The following is a 25,878-nucleotide window of genomic DNA, read 5'->3' as shown; positions in this document are numbered from 1 at the left end:
ATAGATTATTTGGCTGGTATAAATTTGATGGAGGCCGAATTTGTACAAAAACGTTTTCCGGTAGTATCTACTGGTCCATCGTCAAAAACATGCCCTAAGTGACTTCCACAATTGGCGCATAATACTTCGGCACGGTTCATTCCAAAGCCATTATCTTCTTTATAAATAACAGATCCTTTTATAGCTTTATCAAAAGAAGGCCAACCACAATCTGAATGAAATTTGGAATCTGAATTAAATATTACATTTCCACAGGCAGCACATACATATTTACCTTTGTCAAAAGTGTTCCAGTATTCTCCTGTAAAAGCTCTTTCTGTTCCTTTTTTTCGAAGGATTTCATACTGTTCTTTAGTCAGCTCTTTTTTCCATTGAGCATCAGTTTTCTGAACTTTAAAAACGGATTGATTTTTATCTTGTCCTTGACAGGATAATAATCCAAATAATAGGAATAATAAAATGAAATTTTTCATGACTTTAATTTTTAATGAATTTTACAATACGTTCAATAACTTTGGAGTCACCCAGTATCTTTCGATGTCCTAAACTTTTAGTAATCATTAATTGTCCATCCTTCAGGTGTTCATAAATATGATGTGCTGCCGAAACAGGAACATCATGATCATCTTCGTCATGAATAACTAATACTGGAATAGGGACTTCCTCTGAAGCTATATACGCAGAATAACTGTTCAGGGTTTCACCTAAGCGTTTTTCTAATTGTACTTTCATCTCAGCCGCAATCGTAAGTTTCATTTGTAATTTTAGTACAAAATCATTTAGTATATCTTCTACAACATCACCACTACCTATTACGACAAGTTTATGGAGAACTAATCCTCTTTTTACAGCATTTAATAAAGCCATTCCTCCTAAAGAATGCCCAACAGCATATTCAAACGGTCCATATAATTGTTGTAAATGAAGAATTGTTTGCACAAATTCTCTCATATGACTTGTTTTACCTGAAGACTTTCCATGAGCAGGAGCATCAAAACTAACGGTTGAATACCCTAATTTTAAAAATTCATCGGCAATTTTCACCAATTGAGTTCCACGTCCTGACCAGCCATGCACTAATAAAATCTTCTTATCACTTTTGCCATAATGATAAACCATTACATCTTTTTTTATTGCTGGAATCGTTACTAATACCTGCTCACTTTTAGTATCCATTTCTAATTCTCTACTAGGCATTCTATGCTTCATAGGTGTCATAAACAGCTTCATAGCAAAATTAGTCGCGGCCTTTTTAGAAATGAATTGAGCAACTTTGGCTGTGAATAAGATGGGTTTGGGGATTTCAATAGATTGTTGATGCTTTGGCTTTTCTTTACTCATTTGGATTAAAATAAAATAGATACTGCAAGTTAGTCTTTATGTGAATTTAATGCCACAAATACGTCATAAATTATACTTAAAAATAATAATGGATTATAAGCGATTATCATAAATTACGTTTTATGTATAGTCAATGTTATTTTAACATATTCTACACATAAAATAAATATTATTTTTGTAGTCTAATCGTTAAATCTTTATATTTTTGTTTAAAAATAGAGTGTATAATATGAAGAGTCGTAGTTTTTTAGTTTTATCAGCCCTTTTGGTTTTAGCTTTTTCTTGTTCGAAAAATCCATTCACAGGTAAAAGCAATTTGAATTTTGTATCAAACAGTGAATTGTTTCCAATGGCTTTCCAGCAATATGATCAATTTATCACTGAAAATAAGGTTGTTACCAATACGACTGATGCTAAAAGAGTAGAAACTGTTGGAATCAAAATAAAAAGTGCAGCAGAAAAATATTTGAATGCACACGGGTATTCAGGTTACTTAAATGATTATAAATGGGAGTATAAATTGGTGGATGATAAAGCCGTAAATGCTTGGTGTATGCCAGGTGGAAAAATTGTATTCTTTACGGGAATATTACCAATATGTAAAGATGATGCAGGTATGGCTACTGTAATGGGACATGAAGTTGCCCATGCTTTAGTAAATCATGGTGCACAACGTATGAGCGCTTCTCAATTACAACAATTGGGTGCTGTAGGTCTTTCTGCAGCAGTAGGAGGTAAGAGTACTCAAGCACAAAATTTATATATGCAAGCCTATGGTGTTGGAACTCAATACGGTGCCTTATTACCTTTTAGTAGAAGCCATGAAAGCGAAGCTGACATGATAGGATTAACTTTAATGGCTATTGCAGGTTATAATCCTGATAATGCAGTACCTTTTTGGGAAAGAATGGCTAAATCTGGAGGAGCAGGACAACCCGAGTTTTTAAGCACACATCCATCCAATCAAACTAGAATAGAAAATCTAAAGAAGTTAATACCACAAGCGAAGGCGGAAGCCGCAAAGTATGGTATTGCATTTAAATAAATAATATTTATCTTCGAGCTGCTCAAAATGAGCAGCTTTTTTTAAGTCTAAAATTTAAATATCTTATGAATACAGCATTGCAAAAAGGAGATAAAAAGTTATTAAATGCCTGGGCATTTTATGATTGGGCAAATTCAGTTTATGCACTTGTAATTTCATCTTCAATTTTTCCTTTATACTACGGTGCTTTATTTCGTATAAAAGGAATCGAAGAAATTTGGATTTTTGGACATTTGGTTCGAAGTGAATCTTTAATCAGTTATGTAACCGCAATAGGTTTTTTTATAGTAGCACTTATTTCACCTATTTTATCGGGAATTGCCGATTATATGGGGAATAAAAAGTGGTTTCTCAAATTCTTCTGCTACATGGGTTCACTTTCCTGTATGGGATTGTTTTTTTTCTCTTTAGATCATTTAGTTTTTAGTTTACTCGTTTACATGCTCGCCTTAATTGGTTTTTGGGGAAGCTTAGTTTTTTATAATTCCTATTTGCCAGATATTGCTTATCCAGAACAACAAGATAAATTGAGTGCAAAAGGGTATAGCTTAGGTTATATCGGGAGTGTAGCCTTATTGGTAATTAATTTAGTTATGGTGCTTAAATTTGATTTATTTGGTTTTCCAGATAAAGTAGTAGCCATGCAGTTTTCATTTCTATTAGTAGGAATCTGGTGGCTCGGTTTCAGTCAATACACTTATTATTATTTACCAAACTATAAGAATGGTAAAAAAATGCATAAAGACTTATTTTTAAATGGTTACAAAGAATTAAATAAAGTTTGGCTTCAACTGAAAGAAATTAAAAGCCTGAGACGTTATTTGGGTGCTTTTTTTGTTTACAGTATGGCGGTGCAAACCGTAATGATTGCTGCGGGTTATTTTGGAGAAAAAGAAGTAGACTGGGGAGATGATGACAAACGAGTTATGGGATTAATTGTAAGTATACTATTAATTCAAATTATAGCTGTTGTAGGAGCTTATTTAACTTCTAAAGCTTCCGCAAAATTTGGGAATATTTATACCCTTATTGTCATTAACATTATGTGGATTTTAATCTGTATTTATGCCTATTTTGTAGTAACACCACAAGAGTTTTATGTAGCAGCTAGTTTTGTAGGGTTGGTTATGGGAGGTATACAATCTCTATCCCGTTCAACGTATTCTAAATTATTACCAGAAACATTAGATACCACTTCTTTTTTCAGTTTTTATGATGTTTCAGAAAAAATAGGAATTGTAATTGGTATGTTTATTTATGGTTACATTTCTGATGTTACGGGAAAAGTACAAAATGCGATATTATTCTTAGTCGTTTTCTTTATAGTAGGGGTTTTACTTTTACTTAGAGTGCCAAAAAAAGGTATTATTTTATCTGAAAAATAGACAAAATAATACCCTACCTAACTACAATTTAGTTTGAATTAATTTTTTGAAATACTCCCTGAACCAGAAGTTTTAGTATCTTGTTTAGCTGGATTTCCACTGTATTGAATATCCCCAGAACCACTTACGCGAGCTTTAAGTGCATTACTAGCGTATACTTTTGCATCTCCAGATCCTGAAATTGAGACCTCTACGTTTTGTGCTTTAAAATCACTGCATGACAAATCGCCTGAACCAGAAACGTTTCCAATAAAATCGGTTGTTTTACCCTTTAATCGTATATCGCCAGATCCTGTTATGCTAACATTTGTTTTGGTATTATCTAAAGATAAATTGATATCACCAGATCCAGCAAGGATTACATCCATATTAGCTCCTTTAATGGTGCTTTTACTATTAATATCCCCAGAACCCACTAATGAGATTTCATCTAATGTTTCAACAGGAACAGTAATTAGTAATTTATTTTTGCCTGTACGTAAGGATATTCCTTTTTGAGTAGAAATAGTAAGTGTATTATTTGTAACCTCAGTAACGATATAATCCAATATGTTTTGATCTCCTTCTAACGTTAGGTTTCCTTCAGTTCCAGAAACTAAATCAATATCAAAGAAGCCTACTACTTTTACTTTATCATAAGCAGCAGTTTTACGATCTACTTTTCCGTTTTTTCCATTACCATTAATGACTTCATTTTTTTGAGCACTTACAGTGGTAACAAGGAGTAGAGTAAACAGGGAGAATGCAATTTTTTTCATAAATAATATAGTTTGATTTGTATTAATTCTTAGTAATATTAATATTGCCATATTCTGTATCAATATTCATGGAATTTACTCCACTGGATTTATAGTATCCTTTGTAATACGATGTTTTATTATTGACTTCTTTTTTAGTTTGAATTTCGAGATTTGAATTACTTTTTAAATTCCCATATTTCAAATTAAATTCAAAGTCAAAGGCGTAATTTGGATTATGACCAATCTTAATATTAGTGTATTTTGCAGCAATTTTCACATCTTTTGCTTTAGGTCCCATTTCGTTTACACTTACTCGGCTATAGCTTGTAGTCAAATTCAATTGTTTTGAAATATCTCCTAATACAATTGTTAGATAGTCCCCAGAACCATCAACCTGATCTGCATTATCAACTTTAATTTTACCATATTCAGCGGTATAATTTAGGTTTGAAACATTACTAATAACACCCGAAGTATAATCACTTTTTAAGACTAACTTATCTGCTTTTGTGATAATAAAATCAGAATACTTTGCGACTAAATTACCTCCTTTAATATATCCAAAACTAGAGTTATTGGAGTATTCTAATGAAATGGCATTCATATCATTTTGAAGTTCATTGATGGATAATGGTCCATAACGACATACGATATCTGATTTTCCCCATAATTTATCAATGATAATTCCTCCATATTTATTATTCAATTTTACATTTCCATTTTTCGGAATTTTTATGGCGTAATTTACTTCAATATTCATACTAGACCTTGATCTTGTATCTCTTCCAAAAACAGTTTTGGCAGTAATATTGTTCTTATCTCCACCCATTAAGACAGAAATTGATTCAAATTTTTGCTCTACTTCATCCTTATTGTTTCCGCTTACTTTAATTGTCACTTCAATAGAAGTTTTGTTTTCATTCCAAACAGAAATATTTATGCTTCCATAGGTATTGATTACATCTAATGAGGCTTCAGTATTCACTAAATATGTTTTTTGAATCTTTCTCTCTTTGGTGAATTTTCCATCAATCGGATTTGCTAATGCACAAAAAGGCAATAACATGATGATGGCAATCGTTTTATAAAGTTTTATTCTCATGTTGTTTTTCTTTTATTTTATTAGTCATTTCAATACGAAGTAATACTTCTTCTAAAAAGGTAACACGGGTTTGTAAATTCGTAATCATTGCATGTACCAGTTGTTTATTCTCTCCATTTTCTTTCAGCTCCTTTTTAATTTTATCATAATCCGTATCTAATTTTTGCATTTGCTTCATGGCATCATCTACCAACTGCTTGCTTTCAGGACTATCATTGTTTTTTATTTTGGACAATTCTGTATTAATGATTGCCGTAAAATACTCATGCGTTTCCTGTGTTTGCGGTGATACATTCGTCCAGATTTCCTGTTTTGCAGTAGTTGCCTTATTTAAAGTAACAAATAAGCCAATAAACAAAACAATAGAAGCAGCCACAGACAAAGGAATCCAATACCGCGTCTTAGTTTTTTTTTCTATTTTTTTTAGAAAACGTTTTTGGTGCCCTAAAGGCGGTTCAACTTCATTCCATTCATCCTTCAGTTGAAACAACAACTGCTCTAAATCATCTTTTTCCTCTTTCATAAATCATTCAATTTTTGTCTTAAACTCTCTTTTGCTCTACTGATCGTTGTTCTACAGTTTACAGCACTAATCTCCATAATCTCACTAATTTCTTCTTGATCATACCCTTCTATAAAGAATAAGGTTAATGCAATCCGGTAATTATCTTTTAACGATTGAATTGTTGAAATAACCTGTTGAACTTTTACAGCATTCAAATCAATTGCATAATCATCATCCTCTTTATCTTCAACCTTATAAAGCACTTTATCTAAAGGATCGACAGAATACTTATTTAGTTTTTTATAATTATCCAAACTATGATTGACTACAATCTTTTTTAACCAAGCACCAAAGGCTACTTCTCCTTTATAAGCCTCTAACTTAGTAAATGCTTTCAAGAAAGATTCCTGCATAACATCCTCGGCCCAATGAGAATCTTTTACAATTCTTAAGGCAACATTATACATCGCTTTATAAAAACGGTTGTAGATTTCAAATTGCGCGTTTTGATTTCCTTTTTTACAAAGTGCAATTAAATCGAGAATATCTTCACTGGTATTGTTCAAACTAATTTGTGTTCTTTTTTATAATGACTTATCTTTTTTTCAATTGTTACACTTTTTGAAAAAAAAATATTTTATTTCTACAGTACAATAAATACAGACCATTTCATAATAATTCTAAAAATGTGTATTTTTTATACTGTATTCCTTAATAATTTATTAAAATAGTTATATTTGAAAATTAATAATTAATTTTTAGATAAATCCAGAAATGAAAAAAATTAAATTTTTATCAGTTTTATTCCTGATGATCGGAGCGATAAGCTTTACTGCATGTGATAATGAACCATTAGATCCAGCTTTGGGTGTTGACAATGGAGGTAATGGTGGTTTAACTCCAAATAATTCGTCCTTTAAAGTAAACTTCAACGGACAAACATTTGTTTCTTCTAGTACAAACGCTGTAATTGCAAATAATAAAATCCGTATTGTAGCAACAAGAGGTACAAATGGAGAACATTTTGGGTTTATTATTGATGGAACTACCGTAGGTACTTACGTAAATAATGCCTTAGTTGAATATACCCCTTCAAATACAACAAATGGATATGGTTATTCTAATGTATATTTAGGAAATGATCCAAGTGTTGTTCCTTTTAGTGAAGTTAAAATTACAACGATCAATACAACTAATAAAACGATATCAGGAACTTTTAAATATAAAGGTTTTTGGAGTGACTTTAATGTAACAAATATTCCTGCTATAGATTTCACAGAAGGGATTTTTACAAATTTACCGTATGATACAACAGAAACTGGAGTTGTAGAAGATACTTTCTTTGCAAAAGTAGACGGTGTTGAATTTGTTGAAAATAATATTACTGTGGCTATTGTTAACAACCAATTTAGCATTGTTGCTAGTAAAACATCTAACAATTTTAATATCGGTTTAAATTTTGCAGAAAATATCGCAGTGGGAACTTATCAAATTTCTGGTGTATTAGGTCAAATACCTGCTGCTAAATACAATAATGGAACATCATTACCTGCTGCATCAGGAACAATTAAAATCATTAGTAAAACAGCCGATCGTATAAAAGGTACTTTTAGTTTTGTAACTGCTCCAGGAACAGGAACTATTACTTACCAAGTATCAGAAGGTGCTTTTGATGTAGAATATTAAAGAATACGTTTATATATAGAATTAAAATCCGTCATTATTGGCGGATTTTTTTATGGCACAATGATTGTCAATACTTATACAAATACCATAGTATACTTTTATATAAATATTGATATACAGCTAAGTAATTGTTCCCAAACGATTTTTTTGATTTAAAGAACAATTAAAGTTTAATGACAAAACGACCGAAAAAAACTATGTCGAATCACAAAATACTAAATATTGACAGTTTGTCACTTCAAGAGTTTGATTCTGAAGCGGAATTAATTCCATTGATGACTCCAGAGGACGAGGAAGAGATGAACAATGAAGAACTGCCACACGAATTGCCTATTTTACCTTTGCGTAATACGGTTTTATTCCCTGGTGTTGTTATTCCTATCACTGCAGGAAGAGATAAATCGATAAAATTGATTAATGATGCTAATGCAGGAGGAAAAACTATTGGAGTAGTTTCTCAATTGGATGAAAATGTAGAAGAGCCTACAATTAATGATATTAATAAAGTAGGAACTGTTGCCCGAATTTTACGCGTTTTAAAAATGCCTGATGGAAATACAACTGTAATTCTACAAGGTAAGAAACGCTTTGAAATTGAAGAAGTAACAAGTGAAGAACCTTATATCAAAGCTATTGTGAAGGAAGTTCCTGAGAATAGACCTGATAATAACGAGGAAGAATTCACTGCTATAATTGATTCTATTAAGGAGTTGGCTATTCAAATAATAAAAGAAAGTCCAAACATTCCTACTGAAGCAACTTTTGCTATCCGAAACATTGAGAGTAAATCATTCTTAATCAACTTTGTATCGTCTAATATGAATTTGACGGTAAAAGAGAAACAAGGATTATTGATGATCAATGATTTAAAAGAAAGAGCATTAGAAACATTGCGTTACATGAATTTAGATCTTCAAAAATTAGAATTGAAGAACGATATTCAATCTAAAGTTCGTTTTGACTTAGATCAACAACAAAGAGAATATTTCTTGCAACAGCAAATGAAGACCATTCAGGAAGAATTGGGTGGTGTTTCACATGAAGAAGAAATAGAAGATTTGCGTGAAAAAGCAAAAACTAAAAAATGGGACGATAAAACAAAGCAACACTTTGAAAAAGAGTTGTCTAAGTTACAACGCATGAATCCTCAAATGGCTGAATTTTCTATTCAGAGAAACTATTTGGAGCTTTTTGTTGAATTACCATGGAATAGTTTTTCTAAAGACAATTTCGATTTAAAACGTGCTCAAAAAGTCTTAGATCGTGATCATTTTGGTTTAGACGACGTTAAAAAAAGAATTATCGAACATTTGGCAGTCTTAAAACTGCGCAATGATATGAAATCGCCAATCCTATGTTTATATGGACCTCCAGGAGTAGGTAAAACATCGATTGGAAAATCTGTAGCTGAAGCTCTAGGCAGAGAGTATGTACGTATCTCTTTAGGTGGTTTACGTGATGAAGCCGAAATTAGAGGACACAGGAAAACCTATATAGGAGCAATGCCAGGGCGAATTATTCAAAGCCTTAAAAAAGCGGGAACTTCAAATCCTGTATTTGTACTGGATGAAATTGATAAGCTATCCTATAGTAATAATGGAGATCCATCTTCTGCATTACTAGAAGTATTAGATCCAGAACAAAATAGCGATTTCTATGATAATTTCTTAGAAATGGGATTTGATTTATCCAAAGTAATGTTTATTGCTACTTCAAATAATATGGCTAGCATTCAGCCGGCATTAAAAGATAGAATGGAAGTCATTAATATGACCGGGTATACTATTGAAGAAAAAGTTGAAATTGCACGTCAACATTTATTACCAAAACAATTGAAAGAACACGGTTTGACTGCAAAAGAGTTAAACATTGGGAAAAAACAATTGGAAAAAATTGTAGAAGGATATACCCGTGAATCTGGTGTAAGAGGATTAGAAAAGCAAATTGCCAAAATGATTCGAAACGTAGCGAAATCAGTTGCTATGGAAGAACCATATAATGTGAAAGTAACCGATGAAGATGTTATCACTGTTTTGGGTGCACCTCGTTTAGAACGTGATAAGTACGAAAACAATGATGCGGCAGGAGTGGTTACAGGATTAGCTTGGACTAGTGTAGGAGGCGATATTTTATTTATTGAATCTATTTTATCTAAAGGAAAAGGAAACTTGACCTTAACAGGTAATTTAGGAAATGTAATGAAAGAATCTGCTACTTTAGCAATGGAGTATATTAAAGCTAATGCCGAATTATTAGGAATTGACCCTGAGGTTTTAGAAAAATTCAATGTGCATATTCACGTACCAGAAGGAGCAACGCCTAAAGACGGTCCGAGTGCCGGTATTGCCATGTTGACTTCTTTAGTTTCTTCTTTCTTACAACGAAAAATCAAAAAAAGTTTAGCCATGACTGGTGAAATTACTTTACGTGGTAAAGTATTACCGGTAGGAGGAATCAAAGAAAAGATTTTAGCAGCAAAACGTGCTAAGATTAAAGAGATCATCCTATGTCATGAAAACAAAAGAGATATTGATGAAATTAAACCTGAATATTTAGAAGGATTAACCTTCCATTACGTGAAAGAAATGAGTGAAGTATTAGCAATTGCTATTACAGATCAAAAACCAAAACACGCTAAGAAATTATAAGGAAATCTTAGAATAAATAACATTTAAAATTCCAAAAAACTAAACATAATCTTATAAAATAAGGTACAGTTTAGTTTTTTGGAATTTATTATTTAAAAAGAGTGTTTATTTATTAAAAATAATATCTTCGTACTTGCGTTATATATTCTGGATTCATCGATTGCTCAACATGCAAAAAAACATATTTTTTTATTTTCTGATATTAGTTTGTTCCGTTTCCTATGGTCAGATAGGAGGTAAATATACCTATCAGTTTTTAAATTTAGTTACTTCACCGAGGCAAGCAGCTCTTGGTGGAAAAACAGTAACAATATATGATTATGATGTAAACCAAGGATTATTTAATCCTGCCACAATAAATAGTGAAATGGACAACCATTTATCCGTCAATTATGGGAGTTATTATGGAGAGGTTACCTATGGAACAGCAGCCTATGCTTATACGTATGACCGTCATAAGCAAACGTTTCATGCAGGAGTAAATTATGTGAATTATGGATCCTTTGAGGGACGAGATGAAAACGGATCATTAACCTCAAGTTTTACGGGGAGTGAAATGGCTTTATCATTAGGATATGCATATAACATACCTTGGACAGATATTTATGTAGGAGCCAATTTAAAGATGATTTCTTCAACTCTGGAAACATACAACTCTTTTGGAGGTGCGATCGATTTAGGAGCTTTATATGTAGACGAAGATAATGATATAAATATAGGTTTGGCAATTCGTAACATTGGAACTCAATTTACGACTTATGCTGGAGCAAATGAAAAATTACCTTTGGAAATTATTGCAGGAATTTCACAAGAAGTAGAAAATGTTCCTGTACGTTGGCATTTGACTTTAGAGAATTTACAGCAATGGAATATTGCTTTTTCTAATCCTGCCCGAGAGGAACAAAGTTTAGACGGTGAAGTAGTTCGTGAAAAAGTATCTTTTATCAACAATGCATTGCGACATGTAATATTAGGTGCAGAATTATTTCCAGGAAAGAGTTTTAATATACGTTTAAGCTATAACTTTAGAAGAGGTGAGGAGCTTCGTATCACCGACCAACGAAATTTCTCTGGAATTTCGGCAGGATTCGGATTACGTTTTAATAATATTAGATTTGATTATTCTTACTCTAGATATACGGTTGCGGCCAATACTAGTTTGTTTGGATTAACGATTAACCTTCAATAATAATTTTGGAAAAAAGAATAACCATCGCTATCGACGGATTTTCCTCTACAGGAAAAAGTACAATTGCTAAAGAATTAGCACAACAATTAGGCTATGTATATGTAGATACTGGCGCAATGTATCGTGCCGTAACATTATATGCTATGCGCAATCATTGGATTGATCAAGATCATTTTGATAAAGCTAATTTGGTACAACATCTTTCGGATATTAAATTATTATTTCAATACAATTTTAATTTAGGATTTTCTGAAATGTACTTGAATGATGTGAATGTAGAAAAAGAAATTCGAACGCTTGAAGTTTCTAATTTTGTTAGTAAAATAGCTGAAATATCAGAAGTACGTGCAAAATTAGTAGAACAACAAAAAGAAATGGGTAAAAACAAAGGAATTGTGATGGACGGAAGAGACATCGGAACCGTTGTTTTTCCAGAAGCAGAATTAAAAATATTCATGACAGCAAGCCCTGAAACACGTGCTCAAAGACGATATGACGAGTTGATTGCCAAAGGACAAACTGTCCTATATCAAGATGTCTATAAAAATGTAGTAGAACGCGATTATATCGATACACATCGTGAAGATTCTCCTTTAGTTATGGCCGAAGATGCCATAAAAATCAATAATTCTAATCTAGATCGAGCAGAACAATTTCGCATAATTTTAGATTTAGTTCATAAAGCACTTCAAAAATAGATTCATAATCAGTAATTTAAAGCCGTATTTTAATTTCTATTATTTTTAAAGAATATCGCTGTTCAAAATTCTTAAAAAGTTTTACAGCCCATATCAATAATTATTAATAGTTTTACCAGCTTTTATTGCAATTTTTTGAACTACAATTAAAAATATAAAAATACTATGAGTATTAAGAATCGTCTGATATTGATGAATGTTTTGCAGTTTTTTATTTGGGGCGCTTGGCTACTGACTATTGGTGCATACTGGTTTCAAAATAAACAATGGTCGGGTACTGAATTTGGAGCTATTTTCTCCACAATGGGAATCTCAGCTGTTTTTATGCCTGCATTAGCAGGAATTATTTCCGATCGTTGGATCAATGCCGAAAAACTATATGGTTTTTTCCATATCATGGGAGCAGTGACTTTATTCTGTCTTCCTTTGGCAGAAACTCCTTCTTCCTTTTTTGTAATTATTCTGATTAATATGATTTTCTATATGCCTACCTTATCACTTTCGATTACGGTAGCTTATAATGCCCTTAAAACAAACGGTAAAGATGTTGTAAAAGACTATCCACCGATTCGTATTTGGGGAACCATTGGTTTTATCATTGCTTTGTGGACAGTAAGCTTAACGCATAATGAAACATCAGCAAATCAATTTTATATAGCTTCAGCGATTTCATTATTACTAGGTCTGTATGCCTTCACATTACCTAAATGTCCTCCAAGAGCTAAAGATATTGCTAGTAAAACATTTGTAGATGCCTTAGGTTTAAAAGCTTTTACCTTGTTTAAAAACAAGAATTTTGCTATTTTCTTTATCTTTTCTATGTTATTAGGAGCAGCGTTACAGCTTACAAATGCTTATGGAGATACTTATTTACATGATTTTAAAAATGTAGAGGAATACAAAGGCTTAATTGCAGTGAAATATCCAGCTATTATTATGTCGGTTTCTCAAATATCTGAGACACTCTTCATATTAGCAATTCCATTCTTCTTGCGTAATTTTGGAATTAAATATGTAATGCTATTCAGTATGATTGCTTGGGTATTACGATTTGGATTATTTGCTTTTGGAAATCCTGCTGATGGACTTTGGATGATTGTACTTTCTTGTATTATCTATGGTATGGCATTTGACTTCTTCAATATTTCTGGATCTTTATTTGTGGAAACACAAACCGATGAAACTATTCGTGGTAGTGCACAAGGATTATTCATGATGATGGTGAATGGTTTTGGTGCTTTATTTGGAAGTTTCGCGAGTGGATATATTATTGAAACGTTTTTCACGTATGCTGATCAATCCAAAGACTGGCAAGGAATCTGGATTACATTTGCTTCCTATGCGCTTGTTTTAGCGATAGTGTTCCCTTTTATATTCAAATATAAGCATGAACCAAAAGATGTGGCACACATTAGTCACTAATCATAAATAAAATATATAAAGAAAGCTATCTCATCAAAAAGATAGCTTTTTTGCATTCTATAATAGAGTAGGTAGAGTGAACTACTTCATAATCAAAGATTTTTATTGATATTTTTTGTAAATAGATAAAAAAGTATTAATTTTGCGCACCTTTTGGCGGAGAAGAGTTTCCATTAGGTATCAACTATTTATGTAAAACACTTCTGTTGTTTTCTATCGCATAAAGAAACTCGAGAGAATACAGAATACAAATTTTATATCAGCAATGTCTGAACAAGTAAAAACACAAGAAGATTTTTTAGCTAATTTTAACTGGCATAACTTCGAAGAAGGTATCGATGCAGTAGACGAAAAAAATCTTAGAGAATTTGAAGAATTAGTTGACAAAACTTTTGTTTCAACTGATAGTGAAGATGTAGTAGAAGGTGTCGTAGTTAGATTAACTGACAGAGAAGCTATCATTGACATCAATGCAAAATCTGAAGGAGTTATCTCTTTAAACGAATTCCGTTACAACCCAAACCTTAAAGTAGGTGATAAAGTTGAAGTATTAATCGACATTCGTGAAGACAAATCAGGACAATTAGTATTATCTCACAGAAAAGCTCGTACAATTAAAGCTTGGGATAGAGTTATCAATGCTAACGAAACAGGTGAAATCGTTAATGGTTTTGTTAAATGCAGAACTAAAGGTGGTATGATCGTTGACGTATTCGGTATTGAAGCATTCTTACCAGGATCTCAAATTGATGTTAAACCAATTAGAGATTACGATCAATATGTAAACAAAACTATGGAATTCAAAGTGGTTAAAATTAACCATGAGTTCAAAAACGTTGTTGTTTCTCATAAAGCGCTTATTGAAGCAGATATCGAAGTACAGAAAAAAGAAATTATCGGTCAATTAGAAAAAGGACAAGTATTAGAAGGTGTTGTTAAAAACATTACTTCTTATGGTGTGTTCATTGACTTAGGTGGTGTAGATGGATTAATCCACATTACTGACCTTTCTTGGAGTAGAATTAACCACCCAAGTGAAGTTCTTGAATTAGACCAAAAATTAAATGTTGTTATTCTTGACTTTGATGACGAGAAAACAAGAATTCAATTAGGTTTAAAACAATTAAACGCTCACCCATGGGATGCATTAGATTCTAAATTACAAATTGGTGACAAAGTTAAAGGTAAAGTAGTAGTTATTGCTGACTACGGTGCTTTCATCGAAGTTGCTGAAGGTGTAGAAGGTCTAATCCACGTTTCTGAAATGTCATGGTCAACTCACTTAAGATCTGCTCAAGATTTCGTGAAAGTTGGTGATGTAGTAGAAGCTGTTATCTTAACATTAGATAGAGATGATCGTAAGATGTCATTAGGTATCAAACAATTAACTCAAGATCCATGGACTGATATCACTTCTAAATACCCAGTAGGTTCTAAACATACAGGTATCGTTAGAAACTTTACAAACTTTGGTATTTTCGTAGAATTAGAAGAAGGAATTGATGGATTAATTTACATCTCTGACTTATCTTGGACTAAGAAAATTAAACACCCATCTGAATTTGTAAATGTTGGTGAAAAATTAGATGTTGTAGTATTAGAATTAGATGTTGAAGGACGTAAATTATCTTTAGGTCACAAACAAACTACTTCTAACCCATGGGACAAATATGAGGATTCATTCGCAGTTGGAACTATCCACTCTGGTGAGATCTCAGAAATTGTTGACAAAGGTGCTACAGTAGAATTTGGAGAAGATATCGTTGCTTTCATTCCTACACGTCACCTTGAAAAAGAAGACGGTAAGAAATTGAAAAAAGGTGATACTGCTGACTTTAAAGTAATTGAATTCAACAAAGAATTCAAAAGAGTTGTAGCTTCTCATACTGCTATTTTCAGAGAAGAAGAAGAGAAAAATGTGAAAACTGCTGTTGAAAACAACAACAATAATTCATCATCTTCTAATAATTCTGAGAAAACTACATTAGGTGATCTTGATGTATTAGCTGAATTAAAAGAAAGAATGGACAGAGGAGAGAAATAATCTCTAATCCATCTTATATACTAGAAAAGTCCCTAAGCAATTAGGGACTTTTTTTTATGCCTATACTTTTATAAATAGAATTTTGGTTTAACGAGCTCCTTTAAACGTAATAATACCTGACTCTACTTCAAGCATCCAAAATGAGTCCCTTAAAATAAATCATTTATATAAATCTACAATCTACTGTTAATCAATAGATTATTTCAATTACAAAACATCATGTTTCTTAAATAAATGTTAAAATTCGTTTTAACAAAACCAAGACGAATCTATTCCCGTAAATGACATTATAAATTAAACTTTAAAAAATCATTTATCATGAAAACTAAAAATTTATTATCCGTTGCACTAGTTGCTTTTGTAATGTTATTTGGAGCTTCCGCTTTTGCTCAAAAATCTGTTAAAGTTGGAGGTGCTCCGATGTACCCAAATAAAAACATTATCGAAAATGCAGTAAATTCTAAAGATCATACAACATTAGTTGCCGCAGTAAAAGCAGCAGGATTAGTTGAAACATTAGAAGGAGCAGGACCATTCACGGTATTTGCACCAACAAACGAAGCATTCAATAAATTACCTAAAGGAACAGTAGAGACTTTATTGAAACCAGAAAATTTAAAAATGTTACAATCAGTATTAACGTATCATGTTGTTGCCGGTAAAATGGACAGTGCAGCAATTGCAAAAGCAATAAAAGCTGGAAATGGTAAAGCTACCTTAAAAACAGTAAGTGGTGGAACATTGACTGCAATGATGGATGGTAAAAAATTAGTATTGAAAGATGCAAAAGGAAACAAATCAACAGTTACAATCGCAGACGTATACCAATCTAATGGTGTGATTCACGTAGTTGATTCAGTATTATTACAATAAAAAGAATGTTAGATTTTAGGTTTGGTTGATTATACGAAAAAGCCCCGATATTTATCGGGGCTTTTTTATATTTATTATCTTAAGACAGCGCCTAATTGGCTTTCGAAGTTCTGAATTAATTTACTCATAATCTTTTCGATCTGTACATCTGTCAAAGTTTTAGAACCATCTTGTAGTGTAAAACTAACAGCATATGATTTTTTACCTTCTGGTAAATTCTCTCCTTCATAGACATCAAAAAGATTAATCTCTTTTAAAATACCTTTTTCAGTTTGTTTTGCGATAGTATAAATCGTCTCAAAATTAACCTCTTTATCAATTAGTAGCGCTAAATCTCTACGAACTTCTGGGTATTTTGAAATTTCAGTATATTTTACTTTATTAGAAATCAATTTCAAAATTAGATTCCAATTAAAGTCAGCAAATAAAACTTCTTGTTTAATATCAAAATGTTTTAATACTGATTTTTTAATAGTTCCTAATTCTACTAAAGTATCTGTACCACGAACTAAAGCTATTCCTTCTGCAAAGAGATCCGATTGAACAGGAGCAGATTGAATTCCAGTTTCCAATCCTAATCGAGATAAGATTGTATTGATATATCCTTTAAACATAAAGAAATCAGTAGGAGAGGATTGATTTCTCCAACTTTCGGCTATGCGATTTCCGGTTACAGTTACCGTCAAATGCTTAGGTTCTTCGTATCCTGATGGTAGTTTATGGTAGCTTTTACCAAATTCAAATAATTTTAAATCTGATTTTTTTCTATTAATATTAAATGATACCGCTTCCAATGCGCTAAATAATAATGATTGACGCATTGTCGATAAATCATTACTCAATGGATTAAGCATTGTTACATTAAATTCCTCTTTCAATGTTTCAGATAACTGAACATATTCTGGAGTAGTCAATGAATTGGCCATCATTTCATTAAATCCTAAGGAAACTAATTGATTTCCAATTATATTTTGAATTTTATGATCTTCAGTACGTGATGAATTTGATGTTGAAGCATTTAATTTCTGAGTAAAATTGATATTGTTATATCCATAAACTCTTAGAATTTCTTCAATGATATCAATTTCTCTTAATACATCGACACGGTAAGGTGGAATCTGCAAACCTAAACCTGCATCTGAAACGCTATTCACTTTAATATCCAATGATACTAAAATCTTTTTAATGGTTTCTTTTGATAGCTCCTGACCAATAATTTTGGTCACATTATTGAAATTCACAAAAACTGAAAAATCTTCTACTTTCTTTGGGTAGATGTCGATAATATCCGACGTGATTTCACCACCTGCAACTTCTTGAATTAATATTGCTGCTCTTTTCAAAGCATATTCTGTAATATTTGGATCGATTCCTCTTTCAAAACGGAAAGAAGCATCAGTATTCAAAGCATGTCTTTTAGCCGTTTTACGTATAGAGATTGCATTGAAATAAGCACTTTCTAAAAAGATAGCACTTGTATTTTCATTTACTCCAGAATCTTTACCTCCAAAAACTCCAGCAATACACATTGGTCCACTTTCATTACAGATCATTAAATCTTCTTGGTGTAATGTTCTTTGTACATCATCCAATGTTGTAAATTTTGTTCCAGCTGGAACCGTTTTTACAATTACTTTATTTCCTTTAATTTTATTAGCATCAAAAGCGTGCAATGGCTGTCCTAATTCATGCAATACATAATTAGTAACATCTACTACATTATTTTTTGGTGTAAGTCCAATAGATTTTAAACGGTTTTGTAACCACTCTGGAGAAGGACCTACCTTAATTCCAGAAATAGTAACTCCACAATATCTTGGCGCTAACTTACTATCTTCTACTTTAACGTCAATTTTCAACGTTCTTTTATCAATTCTAAAACTACTCACAGAAGGAGTAATTAATTCCGTATTTACATTCGTTTGTGCTAAACCTGCTCTTAAATCACGAGCAACACCCAAATGACTCATTGCATCTGCACGATTTGGTGTTAAACCAATTTCAAATACTTCATCATTTTCAATACTAAAAACTAAAGCAGCAGGTGTACCTGGTACCAAATCTTCACTCAAAATCATAATACCATCATGACCTTCACCCAAACCTAGCTCATCTTCAGCACAGATCATACCATGACTTTCTTCACCTCTGATTTTTCCTTTTTTGATTTGGAATGCTTGCCCATCTTTATCATATAAAGTTGTACCAATAGTAGCAACAGCTACTTTTTGACCCGCAGCAACATTTGGAGCTCCACATACAATTTGTACCGGAATTCCATTTCCTAAATCTACAGTGGTTAAACTAAGTTTATCTGCGTTTGGATGTTGGATACAAGTTAAAACATGACCTACAACAATCCCTTCAAGTCCACCTTTTACAGATTGGTATTTCTCAACTCCTTCAACTTCAAGACCTAAGTCGGTTAACAGTGCTGCCGTTTCTTCTGACTTCCAGTCTATTTTTATGAATTGTTTTAACCAGTTGTATGATATTTTCATTTGTATGTATTATAATAAGTGTCGCAAAGATAAGAATTGAGGATTGGAGTAGAAAATAAAACTTTTTGTTTTTTAAAGATAAAATGCTATTCCATTTAATAATTGATTATTACGAACTGATTTTGTGATTTTTCACTTTCTAAATCCATTAATCTATTTTAGATTTCTTTTTTTTTCTTGACTGCTTATTTTAATAATCTACGTTCCCATAAACTGCTATAAATTGATAGAATTGTAAAAATAAATAATAAAGCTAAATACCAAACATTTGAGATCAAATCAAAATAATTCAAACGACCACCGGCAAAACTTAAGATCAATAAAACTTGAGCTCCATAGGGTAGAATCCCTTGTATAATACAAGAAAATATGTCTAAAATAGAAGCTGCTTTTTTGGAATCAATATTATATTTCTCACTAATTTCTTTTGCAATTTTTCCTGTAATAATTATTGATACCGTATTATTGGCTATAGCCATATTGGTAATACTCACTAACGATGCTATTCCTAATTGTGCTGATTTTTTGCTTTTTATTTTAGTGTTTATTTTATACAAAACATAGCGAATACCGCCTGCTTTTTCTACCAATGCAGCCAAACCACCTGTAAGCATTGATAATAGAAAAATTTCTGTCATACTGGTAAATCCTGCATATATGTTTTTTGTAAATTCAATTACTGTAAAATCACGGGAAACTATTCCTATAATACCCGAAAGAATAATTCCAATGAATAGAACCGAAAATACATTCATTCCCGCCATTGCCAAAACGATTACTACAATATAAGGTACAATTGCAATTACAGAATAATTTGAATCTTCTATCAAAACAGCTATGGTTTCCTGTCCAATACCTTGATAATATAGAATAATAATAGTAAGTAGTGCTGCGGGTAAAGCAATAAAGAAATTAACTTTAAACTTATCTTTCATTTTACAACCCAAAGATTGAGTAGCTGCAATAGTTGTATCTGATATAATAGAAAGATTATCACCAAACATAGCACCACATAATAAGGAAGCGCTCATTAAGGCTAAAGAAGCGCCACTTTTATCTGCTAAACTCACAACGATTGGCCCTAAGGCAACAATTGCTCCGACAGATGTGCCTGTTGCTAACGATAAAAAAGAAGCTATTAAAAACACCCCTAATGGGAAATATTCTACGTTGATTAAATGAATACCAATATTAACGACAGAGTCAACACCGCCCATCGCTTTGGACACTGTTGCAAATGCTCCTGCAAACAAATAGATTAAACACATGGTTAAGATTTTATGATCTCCACAACCTTTAATCAAAGTGTCAATTTTCCCTTGAGTGGTCCCTTTGAATAGTATAAATGCAACGAAAATCCCGACTAATACTGCGACTGGCGCAGGTAGTGCGTAAAAATCATTCATAAAGTAACCAACTCCTAAAAATGTTAAAATAAATACCAGTAATGGCAATAAAGCTAAAGAATTTCCTTTGTGGTTTAAATTTTCAATCATCGTTTTTGTCTAAAATATTAATACAATATCACGATGGAATAGCAAAATGATTACAAGAAAAAAGTAGTAGAAGTACAACGTTTTTTCCAATGAATATTGGCATATCGTTTTAGCACCTTGCTTGTTGTTGCAGGTTGCTATCTCTTTTTGAGATTCGTGATAACTGGTGCAAAAGTATATAAAAGAGATTAATTATTCAATTTTATAATAAAAATAAATAGCTGATACATAAATTCATAAACATTAAATAAACCTTATTCTGATACTTTTTGGGCTTATAGTCCTATTGCTTTGATATGAGATAACCTTTCTTTGTTTATATCCGAAATTTGAAACCAAGTCATCTATCATAAATTGCAATCGGGAAATACAATTTAAAATCTTGGTAATACTATAGGATATAGTAAAAAGACCTTCCTTCTGTAGGTGATATAAAATTTAGAATATTTTGATAAACCAATCCCCATGGAAAGATTCATTTTTTCCATTATTCTATTCATAGCAAATTGTTTTATATCTACTACAAAGGAGGTTTTTCTTATTTTTGTAATTGAATACTCATTACAGAAGCATCAATTATAATGAAAATAACCAATAGAATACCATTACTATTTTTTTACTTTATTTTTAGTTTTACAATAGGAGGAATACCGCTTCTAAATGCTCAGACCAAATCTATTTTTAAAGAAACTTTTGAAAAGAAAAGAGTAGAGAAGAATTGGAAAATTATAAACGGAACCTGGGAAGTGAAAGATTCCCTTTTGCAAGGGACTGCAAATGCACAATGGGCGATAATAATTAGCAAAAAGTCATTACCCGAAAATTACATTCTTACATTTTCAGCATTAGTAGAGCCGGAAACCTATTTATTTGAAATCATGCTAAACTTACACAAAGAAAAATTCATAGGATTACTTTATAATCAATTGGATAAAGACATTGCTTTTGAAGACCGTTCATTTTATCCAAATTTAAAGAAAGAGAACTATTATATTCGGACAACAGGAAATGTAGGTCGATTACCTTCCGTAGATAATTCAAAAGAATATAAATGGTGTGATTGGAAAATTCAAAAATCTGGGGACAAAATTTTTATATGGATCAACAATGAAAGTATTATAAGGTATGATGATACGACATATAACATATTAAAAGCTGAAGGCAAATTTGGTTTTGCTATCAATGGGAAAGCAACAATAAAAAATATTCAGTTGTATCAAACAAAAGGACATGATTCTGAATCGCCAAAGGATTTTACACCCAAAAAGAAAGAACGCAAACCCTTCTTTGTGTTCGAATAATCCCAAAAATTTAAATCTTTTTACTCATACAAATACTACTATCCACATCTATATATTGTCCATAATTTGGAATCATTTTGTAATTACATTTTTTATATAGAGCAATAGCATCAACTTGTTTTTTACCTGTTTCAAGTATACAGTAGGAAAAACCAAGCTCAAAAGCCCATTTTTCTAAATCATTTAGGATTGATTTTGCAATACCTTGACCTCGATAATCTGGATGAACAAACATCCGTTTGATTTCAGCCGTTACAGCGTCATATTTTTTAATAGCACCACAACCTACCGCACTATCTCCTTGATAAGCTACAATAACATGGTGAATTGTATCAACTTTATTGAATTGCGAAAAAAAAGCATGGTCATCACCATCTTTCTCTTTTAAATCCTGATCGAGTAATACAATCAATTTACGGAAATCAACGTGTTCTGAATTAGTTCTTAGTAAATGTAACATAGAGATTTATAACGAGTAATTATTATTTTTTCAAAACCATAACTTCATTCAATAAGGCATTATACTTTAAAAATAGTATTAATTTTGAAACAAACAACCAGAATAATAATTCATCATAAACTTTTAAAATTAAATGAAATTAGATTTTAGTGTCACCTCGATTTTTCTTAATCTTGCGGTACACAAAAAGTAAAAAGAAAAAATGCTGAATATTGTATTAATAGAACCCGAAATACCAAATAATACTGGAAACATAGGTCGGTTATGTGTGGGAACAGGATGTAATTTACATTTGGTTCATCCACTAGGATTTGAAATAACCGATAAGCAATTAAAGCGTTCTGGATTAGATTATTGGGTACATTTAGATTGGTTCGAATACAAAACAGTAGAAGAGTGGATGGAAAAAATACCGGATACTTCCCGTGTATTTTTATTTAGTTCACACAGTGAAAAATCATATTTAACAGAAAAATTCCAAGAAGGAGACTGGTTAGTTTTCGGCAAGGAATCTGTGGGATTAAGTCCTGAAGTACTTCAATTATTTTCAAATCATCTTACAATTCCTTCTACAGGATTAGTTCGTAGTTTTAATTTATCCAATACTGTTGCTTTTGCTATAGGAGAAGCAAGAAGGCAAATTATGTTTTAAAAAACTCCTTTATTTTCAGATGGAGTAACCCTTATTTTTAACTAAATATTATTATACATTTTAGAAAAGTGCTATTGAAAAAATAGTAATTTTAAACTATGATGCAAAATGATAAAAGAAAAGGTTTTTTCTTCAAAAAATATGAGGCTCCCAATTTATCTCCATTTGATAAACTATTTGAAGTATTCAAAGAGTTAATCGTTTATACTTCTGGAGATTTTGATGAGGCCATAAGCTGGTTACGCGAATTGGATGTAGAATACAAGCTTACTGATGAGAATTACACCATTGATGACTTTATTGAGGACCTTAAAAAAAAGGGATACATTCGGGATGACACGAAGAATGATGGATCTGGAGGAATAACACTTACAGCAAAAACTGAACGTGCCATTCGTCAACAAGCATTGGATCATATTTTTGGTTCGATGAAACGTAGTGGACAAGGAAATCATAAAACGAAACATAGTGGTAATGGCGATGAACATACGGGTGAATTTAGAGAATTTCATTTTGGTGATGGTTTAGAACGTATCGCTTTAACAGAAAGTTTGCGCAATGCACAAATCAACAACGGACTGGATACTTTTCAACTAACTGAAAATGATCTTGTTGTTGAGGATACACATTATAAAGCACAAATGAGTACGGTATTAATGATTGATATCAGTCACAGTATGATTTTATATGGTGAGGATCGCATAACTCCTGCGAAAAAAGTTGCTATGGCGCTTGCTGAAATGATTACAACCCGTTATCCTAAAGATACATTAGATATACTTGTTTTTGGAAACGATGCTTGGGCAATATCCATTAAAGATTTACCTTATTTGAAAGTAGGTCCATACCATACCAATACGGTAGCAGGTTTAGAATTAGCCATGGATTTACTACGCCGCAAGCGAAATACAAATAAGCAAATATTTATGATTACAGATGGGAAACCAAGTTGTATTCGAGAGCGCGATGGAAGCTATTACATGAACAGTAATGGTTTAGATCAGTATATTGTTGACCAATGTTACAATAGAGCTCAGGCAGCCCGTAAATTACATATTCCAATTACAACGTTTATGATTGCACAAGATCCTTATTTGAAACAATTTGTAGAGCATTTTACAGAAGCAAATCAAGGAAAGGCATTTTACACTGGATTAAAAGGTTTAGGAACCATGATTTTTGAAGATTACGAACAAAACAGAAAGAAAAGAATAAAAGGATAATCTAATTTTCGATTCAAAATAAACACAAGCACTACACATTATGGCAATTGATTATAAAAACATACACACATTAGGCCAATTAAAGGCTGCGGGTTATATAACTAAAGGGATTAAAGATGAATTACGTGATAATTTGCGTGAACGCATAAAAAACAAGGTACAAACATTTGAAGGGATTCACGGATACCAGGATACCGTTATTCCAGAACTAGAACGTGCTATTCTTTCAAAACATAATATTAATCTATTGGGATTACGTGGTCAAGCAAAAACACGTTTAGCACGCCTGATGATTCACCTTTTAGATGAATGGATTCCATTTGTTGCAGGATCAGAAATAAATGATGATCCGATGAAACCTATTTCTCGATTTTCACAAGATTTAATTGCTGAAAAAGGGGATGAAACCCCAATAAAATGGCTACATCGTAATGAACGTTATTTTGAAAAATTGGCAACTCCGGATGTTACCATTGCAGATTTAATAGGAGATATTGATCCCATTAAAGCTGCAAATTTAAAGCTATCTTATGCCGATGAGCGTGTCATTCATTTTGGAATGATACCTCGTGCAAATCGTAGTATTTTCGTAATTAACGAATTACCAGATTTACAAGCACGTATTCAAGTGGCATTATTCAATATTTTACAAGAAGGTGATATTCAGATTAGAGGATTTAAATTACGTATGCCTTTGGATATGCAATTTGTTTTTACGGCAAATCCGGAAGATTATACAAACAGAGGAAGTATCGTTACTCCTTTGAAAGACCGTATTGGTTCTCAAATCTTAACCCATTATCCTGAAACTATTGAGATTGCCCGTACTATTACTGAGCAAGAAGCACTTGCTAATCAAAGTCAAAATGAATTTATTCACATTCCATCACTGGCCAAAGATTTATTAGAACAAATTAGTTTTGAAGCCCGTGATAATGAATATATCGATAATAAGAGTGGGGTTAGTGCCCGTATGAGTATAACTGCTTTTGAAAACTTAATGAGTACAGCAGAACGTCGTGCCTTAGTTTCTGGAGTAGACAATACGACCATTCGTTTGTCCGATTTTATGGGAATTATTCCATCAATTACGGGTAAAGTTGAATTAGTATATGAAGGTGAACAAGAAGGAGCTGCATTTGTAGCACAACATCTAATCAATGATGCAATACATACTTTATTTCCTGTTTATTTTCCAAAAATTGAAAAATTAGAACGACAAGAAGAGTCAAGCCCTTATCAGGAAATTATTGATTGGTTTTTCACTGAGACAGGTTTTGAATTATTAGATGATTTAACTGATGAGCAATACCGCGAACAACTGGATGCAATTATTCCATTGACTCAATTAATCCAAAAATATCAACCAAATTTAGCTTCAGAAGATATTTATTTCATGAAAGAATTCATCTTATGGGGCTTGGTCGAATATAATAAATTAAGCAAAGATCGCTTCATCAAAGGGTATCAGTTTAAAGATATTTACGGAAGTTATATTAGTAAATTATAATCCTTAGAAATTATCTAATAAAATGAAGTTCCACACTAAATCAGTTGTGGAACTTTT

At 32.0% G+C, this 25,878-nt stretch carries 22 protein-coding genes and 1 riboswitch; of the genes, 13 read left to right on the top strand and 9 right to left on the bottom strand.

Features of this window, described 5'->3' with window-relative positions; genetic code table 11:
* Positions 1-5: 5 nt before the first annotated feature.
* Both msrB and P6733_RS04240 read right to left on the bottom strand, forming a co-directional pair.
* The gene (gene msrB / locus P6733_RS04245) at positions 6-473 is read right to left on the bottom strand and encodes a peptide-methionine (R)-S-oxide reductase MsrB (RefSeq protein WP_306350362.1); all 468 of its coding nucleotides are present in this window, start codon (positions 471-473) and stop codon (positions 6-8) included.
* Positions 474-477: 4 nt separating this feature from the next.
* Positions 478-1,341, bottom strand: a complete 864-nt coding sequence (locus P6733_RS04240; RefSeq protein WP_306350361.1) for an alpha/beta hydrolase — start codon at positions 1,339-1,341, stop codon at positions 478-480.
* 229 nt (positions 1,342-1,570) lie between these two features.
* Here P6733_RS04240 and P6733_RS04235 point away from each other — a divergent pair, with 229 nt between their 5' ends.
* Entirely contained in the window at positions 1,571-2,386 is an 816-nt protein-coding gene (locus P6733_RS04235) for a M48 family metallopeptidase (protein ID WP_306350360.1), read from the top strand.
* Between the two features lie 65 nt (positions 2,387-2,451).
* Positions 2,452-3,771 (top strand): MFS transporter, encoded by a 1,320-nt coding sequence (locus tag P6733_RS04230; protein WP_306350359.1) that lies wholly within the window; start codon positions 2,452-2,454, stop codon positions 3,769-3,771.
* A gap of 38 nt (positions 3,772-3,809) precedes the next feature.
* Here P6733_RS04230 and P6733_RS04225 read toward each other — a convergent pair whose 3' ends face one another.
* From P6733_RS04225 to P6733_RS04210, 4 genes are read right to left on the bottom strand one after another with little or no spacing between them, the layout of a single operon-like run.
* The gene (locus P6733_RS04225) at positions 3,810-4,529 is read right to left on the bottom strand and encodes a head GIN domain-containing protein (RefSeq protein WP_306350358.1); all 720 of its coding nucleotides are present in this window, start codon (positions 4,527-4,529) and stop codon (positions 3,810-3,812) included.
* Positions 4,530-4,551: 22 nt separating this feature from the next.
* A complete protein-coding gene (locus tag P6733_RS04220; RefSeq protein ID WP_306350357.1) occupies positions 4,552-5,613 on the bottom strand; it encodes a hypothetical protein in 1,062 nt (353 codons plus the stop codon).
* The gene (locus P6733_RS04215; protein WP_306350356.1) at positions 5,594-6,136 is read right to left on the bottom strand and encodes an anti-sigma factor; all 543 of its coding nucleotides are present in this window, start codon (positions 6,134-6,136) and stop codon (positions 5,594-5,596) included. The genes P6733_RS04220 and P6733_RS04215 overlap by 20 nt, the downstream gene beginning before the upstream one ends.
* Positions 6,133-6,684 (bottom strand): RNA polymerase sigma factor, encoded by a 552-nt coding sequence (locus P6733_RS04210; protein WP_306350355.1) that lies wholly within the window; start codon positions 6,682-6,684, stop codon positions 6,133-6,135. Before P6733_RS04210 ends, P6733_RS04215 begins: the two co-directional genes overlap by 4 nt.
* Before the next feature lie 208 nt (positions 6,685-6,892).
* Here P6733_RS04210 and P6733_RS04205 point away from each other — a divergent pair, with 208 nt between their 5' ends.
* From P6733_RS04205 to P6733_RS04175, 7 genes are all read left to right on the top strand, one after another.
* A complete protein-coding gene (locus P6733_RS04205) occupies positions 6,893-7,804 on the top strand; it encodes a DUF6252 domain-containing protein (RefSeq protein WP_306350354.1) in 912 nt (303 codons plus the stop codon).
* A gap of 197 nt (positions 7,805-8,001) precedes the next feature.
* Positions 8,002-10,452 (top strand): endopeptidase La, encoded by a 2,451-nt coding sequence (gene lon / locus P6733_RS04200; RefSeq protein WP_306350353.1) that lies wholly within the window; start codon positions 8,002-8,004, stop codon positions 10,450-10,452.
* A gap of 169 nt (positions 10,453-10,621) precedes the next feature.
* Positions 10,622-11,641 carry a type IX secretion system protein PorQ gene (gene porQ / locus P6733_RS04195; protein WP_306350352.1) on the top strand — a complete coding sequence of 340 codons (1,020 nt, stop codon included), beginning with the start codon at positions 10,622-10,624 and terminating at the stop codon, positions 11,639-11,641.
* 5 nt (positions 11,642-11,646) lie between these two features.
* Complete coding sequence (gene cmk, locus P6733_RS04190) at positions 11,647-12,339, top strand: (d)CMP kinase (RefSeq protein WP_306350351.1); 693 nt, start codon at positions 11,647-11,649, stop codon at positions 12,337-12,339.
* Positions 12,340-12,504: 165 nt separating this feature from the next.
* Entirely contained in the window at positions 12,505-13,761 is a 1,257-nt protein-coding gene (locus tag P6733_RS04185; RefSeq protein ID WP_306350350.1) for a nucleoside permease, read from the top strand.
* Between the two features lie 265 nt (positions 13,762-14,026).
* Positions 14,027-15,805 carry a 30S ribosomal protein S1 gene (rpsA, locus tag P6733_RS04180; RefSeq protein ID WP_306350349.1) on the top strand — a complete coding sequence of 593 codons (1,779 nt, stop codon included), beginning with the start codon at positions 14,027-14,029 and terminating at the stop codon, positions 15,803-15,805.
* Between the two features lie 318 nt (positions 15,806-16,123).
* Positions 16,124-16,678 (top strand): fasciclin domain-containing protein, encoded by a 555-nt coding sequence (locus P6733_RS04175; protein WP_306350348.1) that lies wholly within the window; start codon positions 16,124-16,126, stop codon positions 16,676-16,678.
* Positions 16,679-16,752: 74 nt separating this feature from the next.
* Here the strand turns inward: P6733_RS04175 and pheT are convergent, their stop codons facing one another.
* Together pheT and P6733_RS04165 are read right to left on the bottom strand one after the other, a co-directional pair.
* Complete coding sequence (pheT, locus tag P6733_RS04170; RefSeq protein WP_306350347.1) at positions 16,753-19,179, bottom strand: phenylalanine--tRNA ligase subunit beta; 2,427 nt, start codon at positions 19,177-19,179, stop codon at positions 16,753-16,755.
* Positions 19,180-19,364: 185 nt separating this feature from the next.
* The gene (locus P6733_RS04165) at positions 19,365-20,675 is read right to left on the bottom strand and encodes a Na+/H+ antiporter NhaC family protein (RefSeq protein WP_306350346.1); all 1,311 of its coding nucleotides are present in this window, start codon (positions 20,673-20,675) and stop codon (positions 19,365-19,367) included.
* Positions 20,676-20,745: 70 nt separating this feature from the next.
* Positions 20,746-20,843, bottom strand: a riboswitch (SAM-I-IV-variant riboswitch).
* Positions 20,844-21,256: 413 nt separating this feature from the next.
* Between P6733_RS04165 and P6733_RS04160 the strand changes: the two genes are divergently transcribed.
* Entirely contained in the window at positions 21,257-21,976 is a 720-nt protein-coding gene (locus P6733_RS04160; RefSeq protein WP_306350344.1) for a hypothetical protein, read from the top strand.
* 10 nt (positions 21,977-21,986) lie between these two features.
* Here P6733_RS04160 and P6733_RS04155 read toward each other — a convergent pair whose 3' ends face one another.
* Positions 21,987-22,436, bottom strand: a complete 450-nt coding sequence (locus P6733_RS04155; protein ID WP_306350343.1) for a GNAT family N-acetyltransferase — start codon at positions 22,434-22,436, stop codon at positions 21,987-21,989.
* 202 nt (positions 22,437-22,638) lie between these two features.
* Between P6733_RS04155 and P6733_RS04150 the strand changes: the two genes are divergently transcribed.
* The 3 genes from P6733_RS04150 to P6733_RS04140 all read left to right on the top strand — a co-directional run bounded on the left by P6733_RS04150 (position 22,639) and on the right by P6733_RS04140 (position 25,821).
* Positions 22,639-23,088 (top strand): tRNA (cytidine(34)-2'-O)-methyltransferase, encoded by a 450-nt coding sequence (locus tag P6733_RS04150; protein ID WP_306350342.1) that lies wholly within the window; start codon positions 22,639-22,641, stop codon positions 23,086-23,088.
* 101 nt (positions 23,089-23,189) lie between these two features.
* Positions 23,190-24,311 carry a vWA domain-containing protein gene (locus tag P6733_RS04145; RefSeq protein WP_306350422.1) on the top strand — a complete coding sequence of 374 codons (1,122 nt, stop codon included), beginning with the start codon at positions 23,190-23,192 and terminating at the stop codon, positions 24,309-24,311.
* A 40-nt stretch (positions 24,312-24,351) separates the two neighbouring features.
* Positions 24,352-25,821 (top strand): AAA family ATPase, encoded by a 1,470-nt coding sequence (locus P6733_RS04140; RefSeq protein WP_372339292.1) that lies wholly within the window; start codon positions 24,352-24,354, stop codon positions 25,819-25,821.
* The last annotated feature ends 57 nt before the right edge of the window (positions 25,822-25,878 follow it).

The organism is Flavobacterium aerium (assembly GCF_030766725.1).
GTDB classification, from domain to species: Bacteria; Bacteroidota; Bacteroidia; order Flavobacteriales; family Flavobacteriaceae; genus Flavobacterium; species Flavobacterium aerium.
This window is presented reverse-complemented; position numbering and strand designations above follow the sequence as displayed.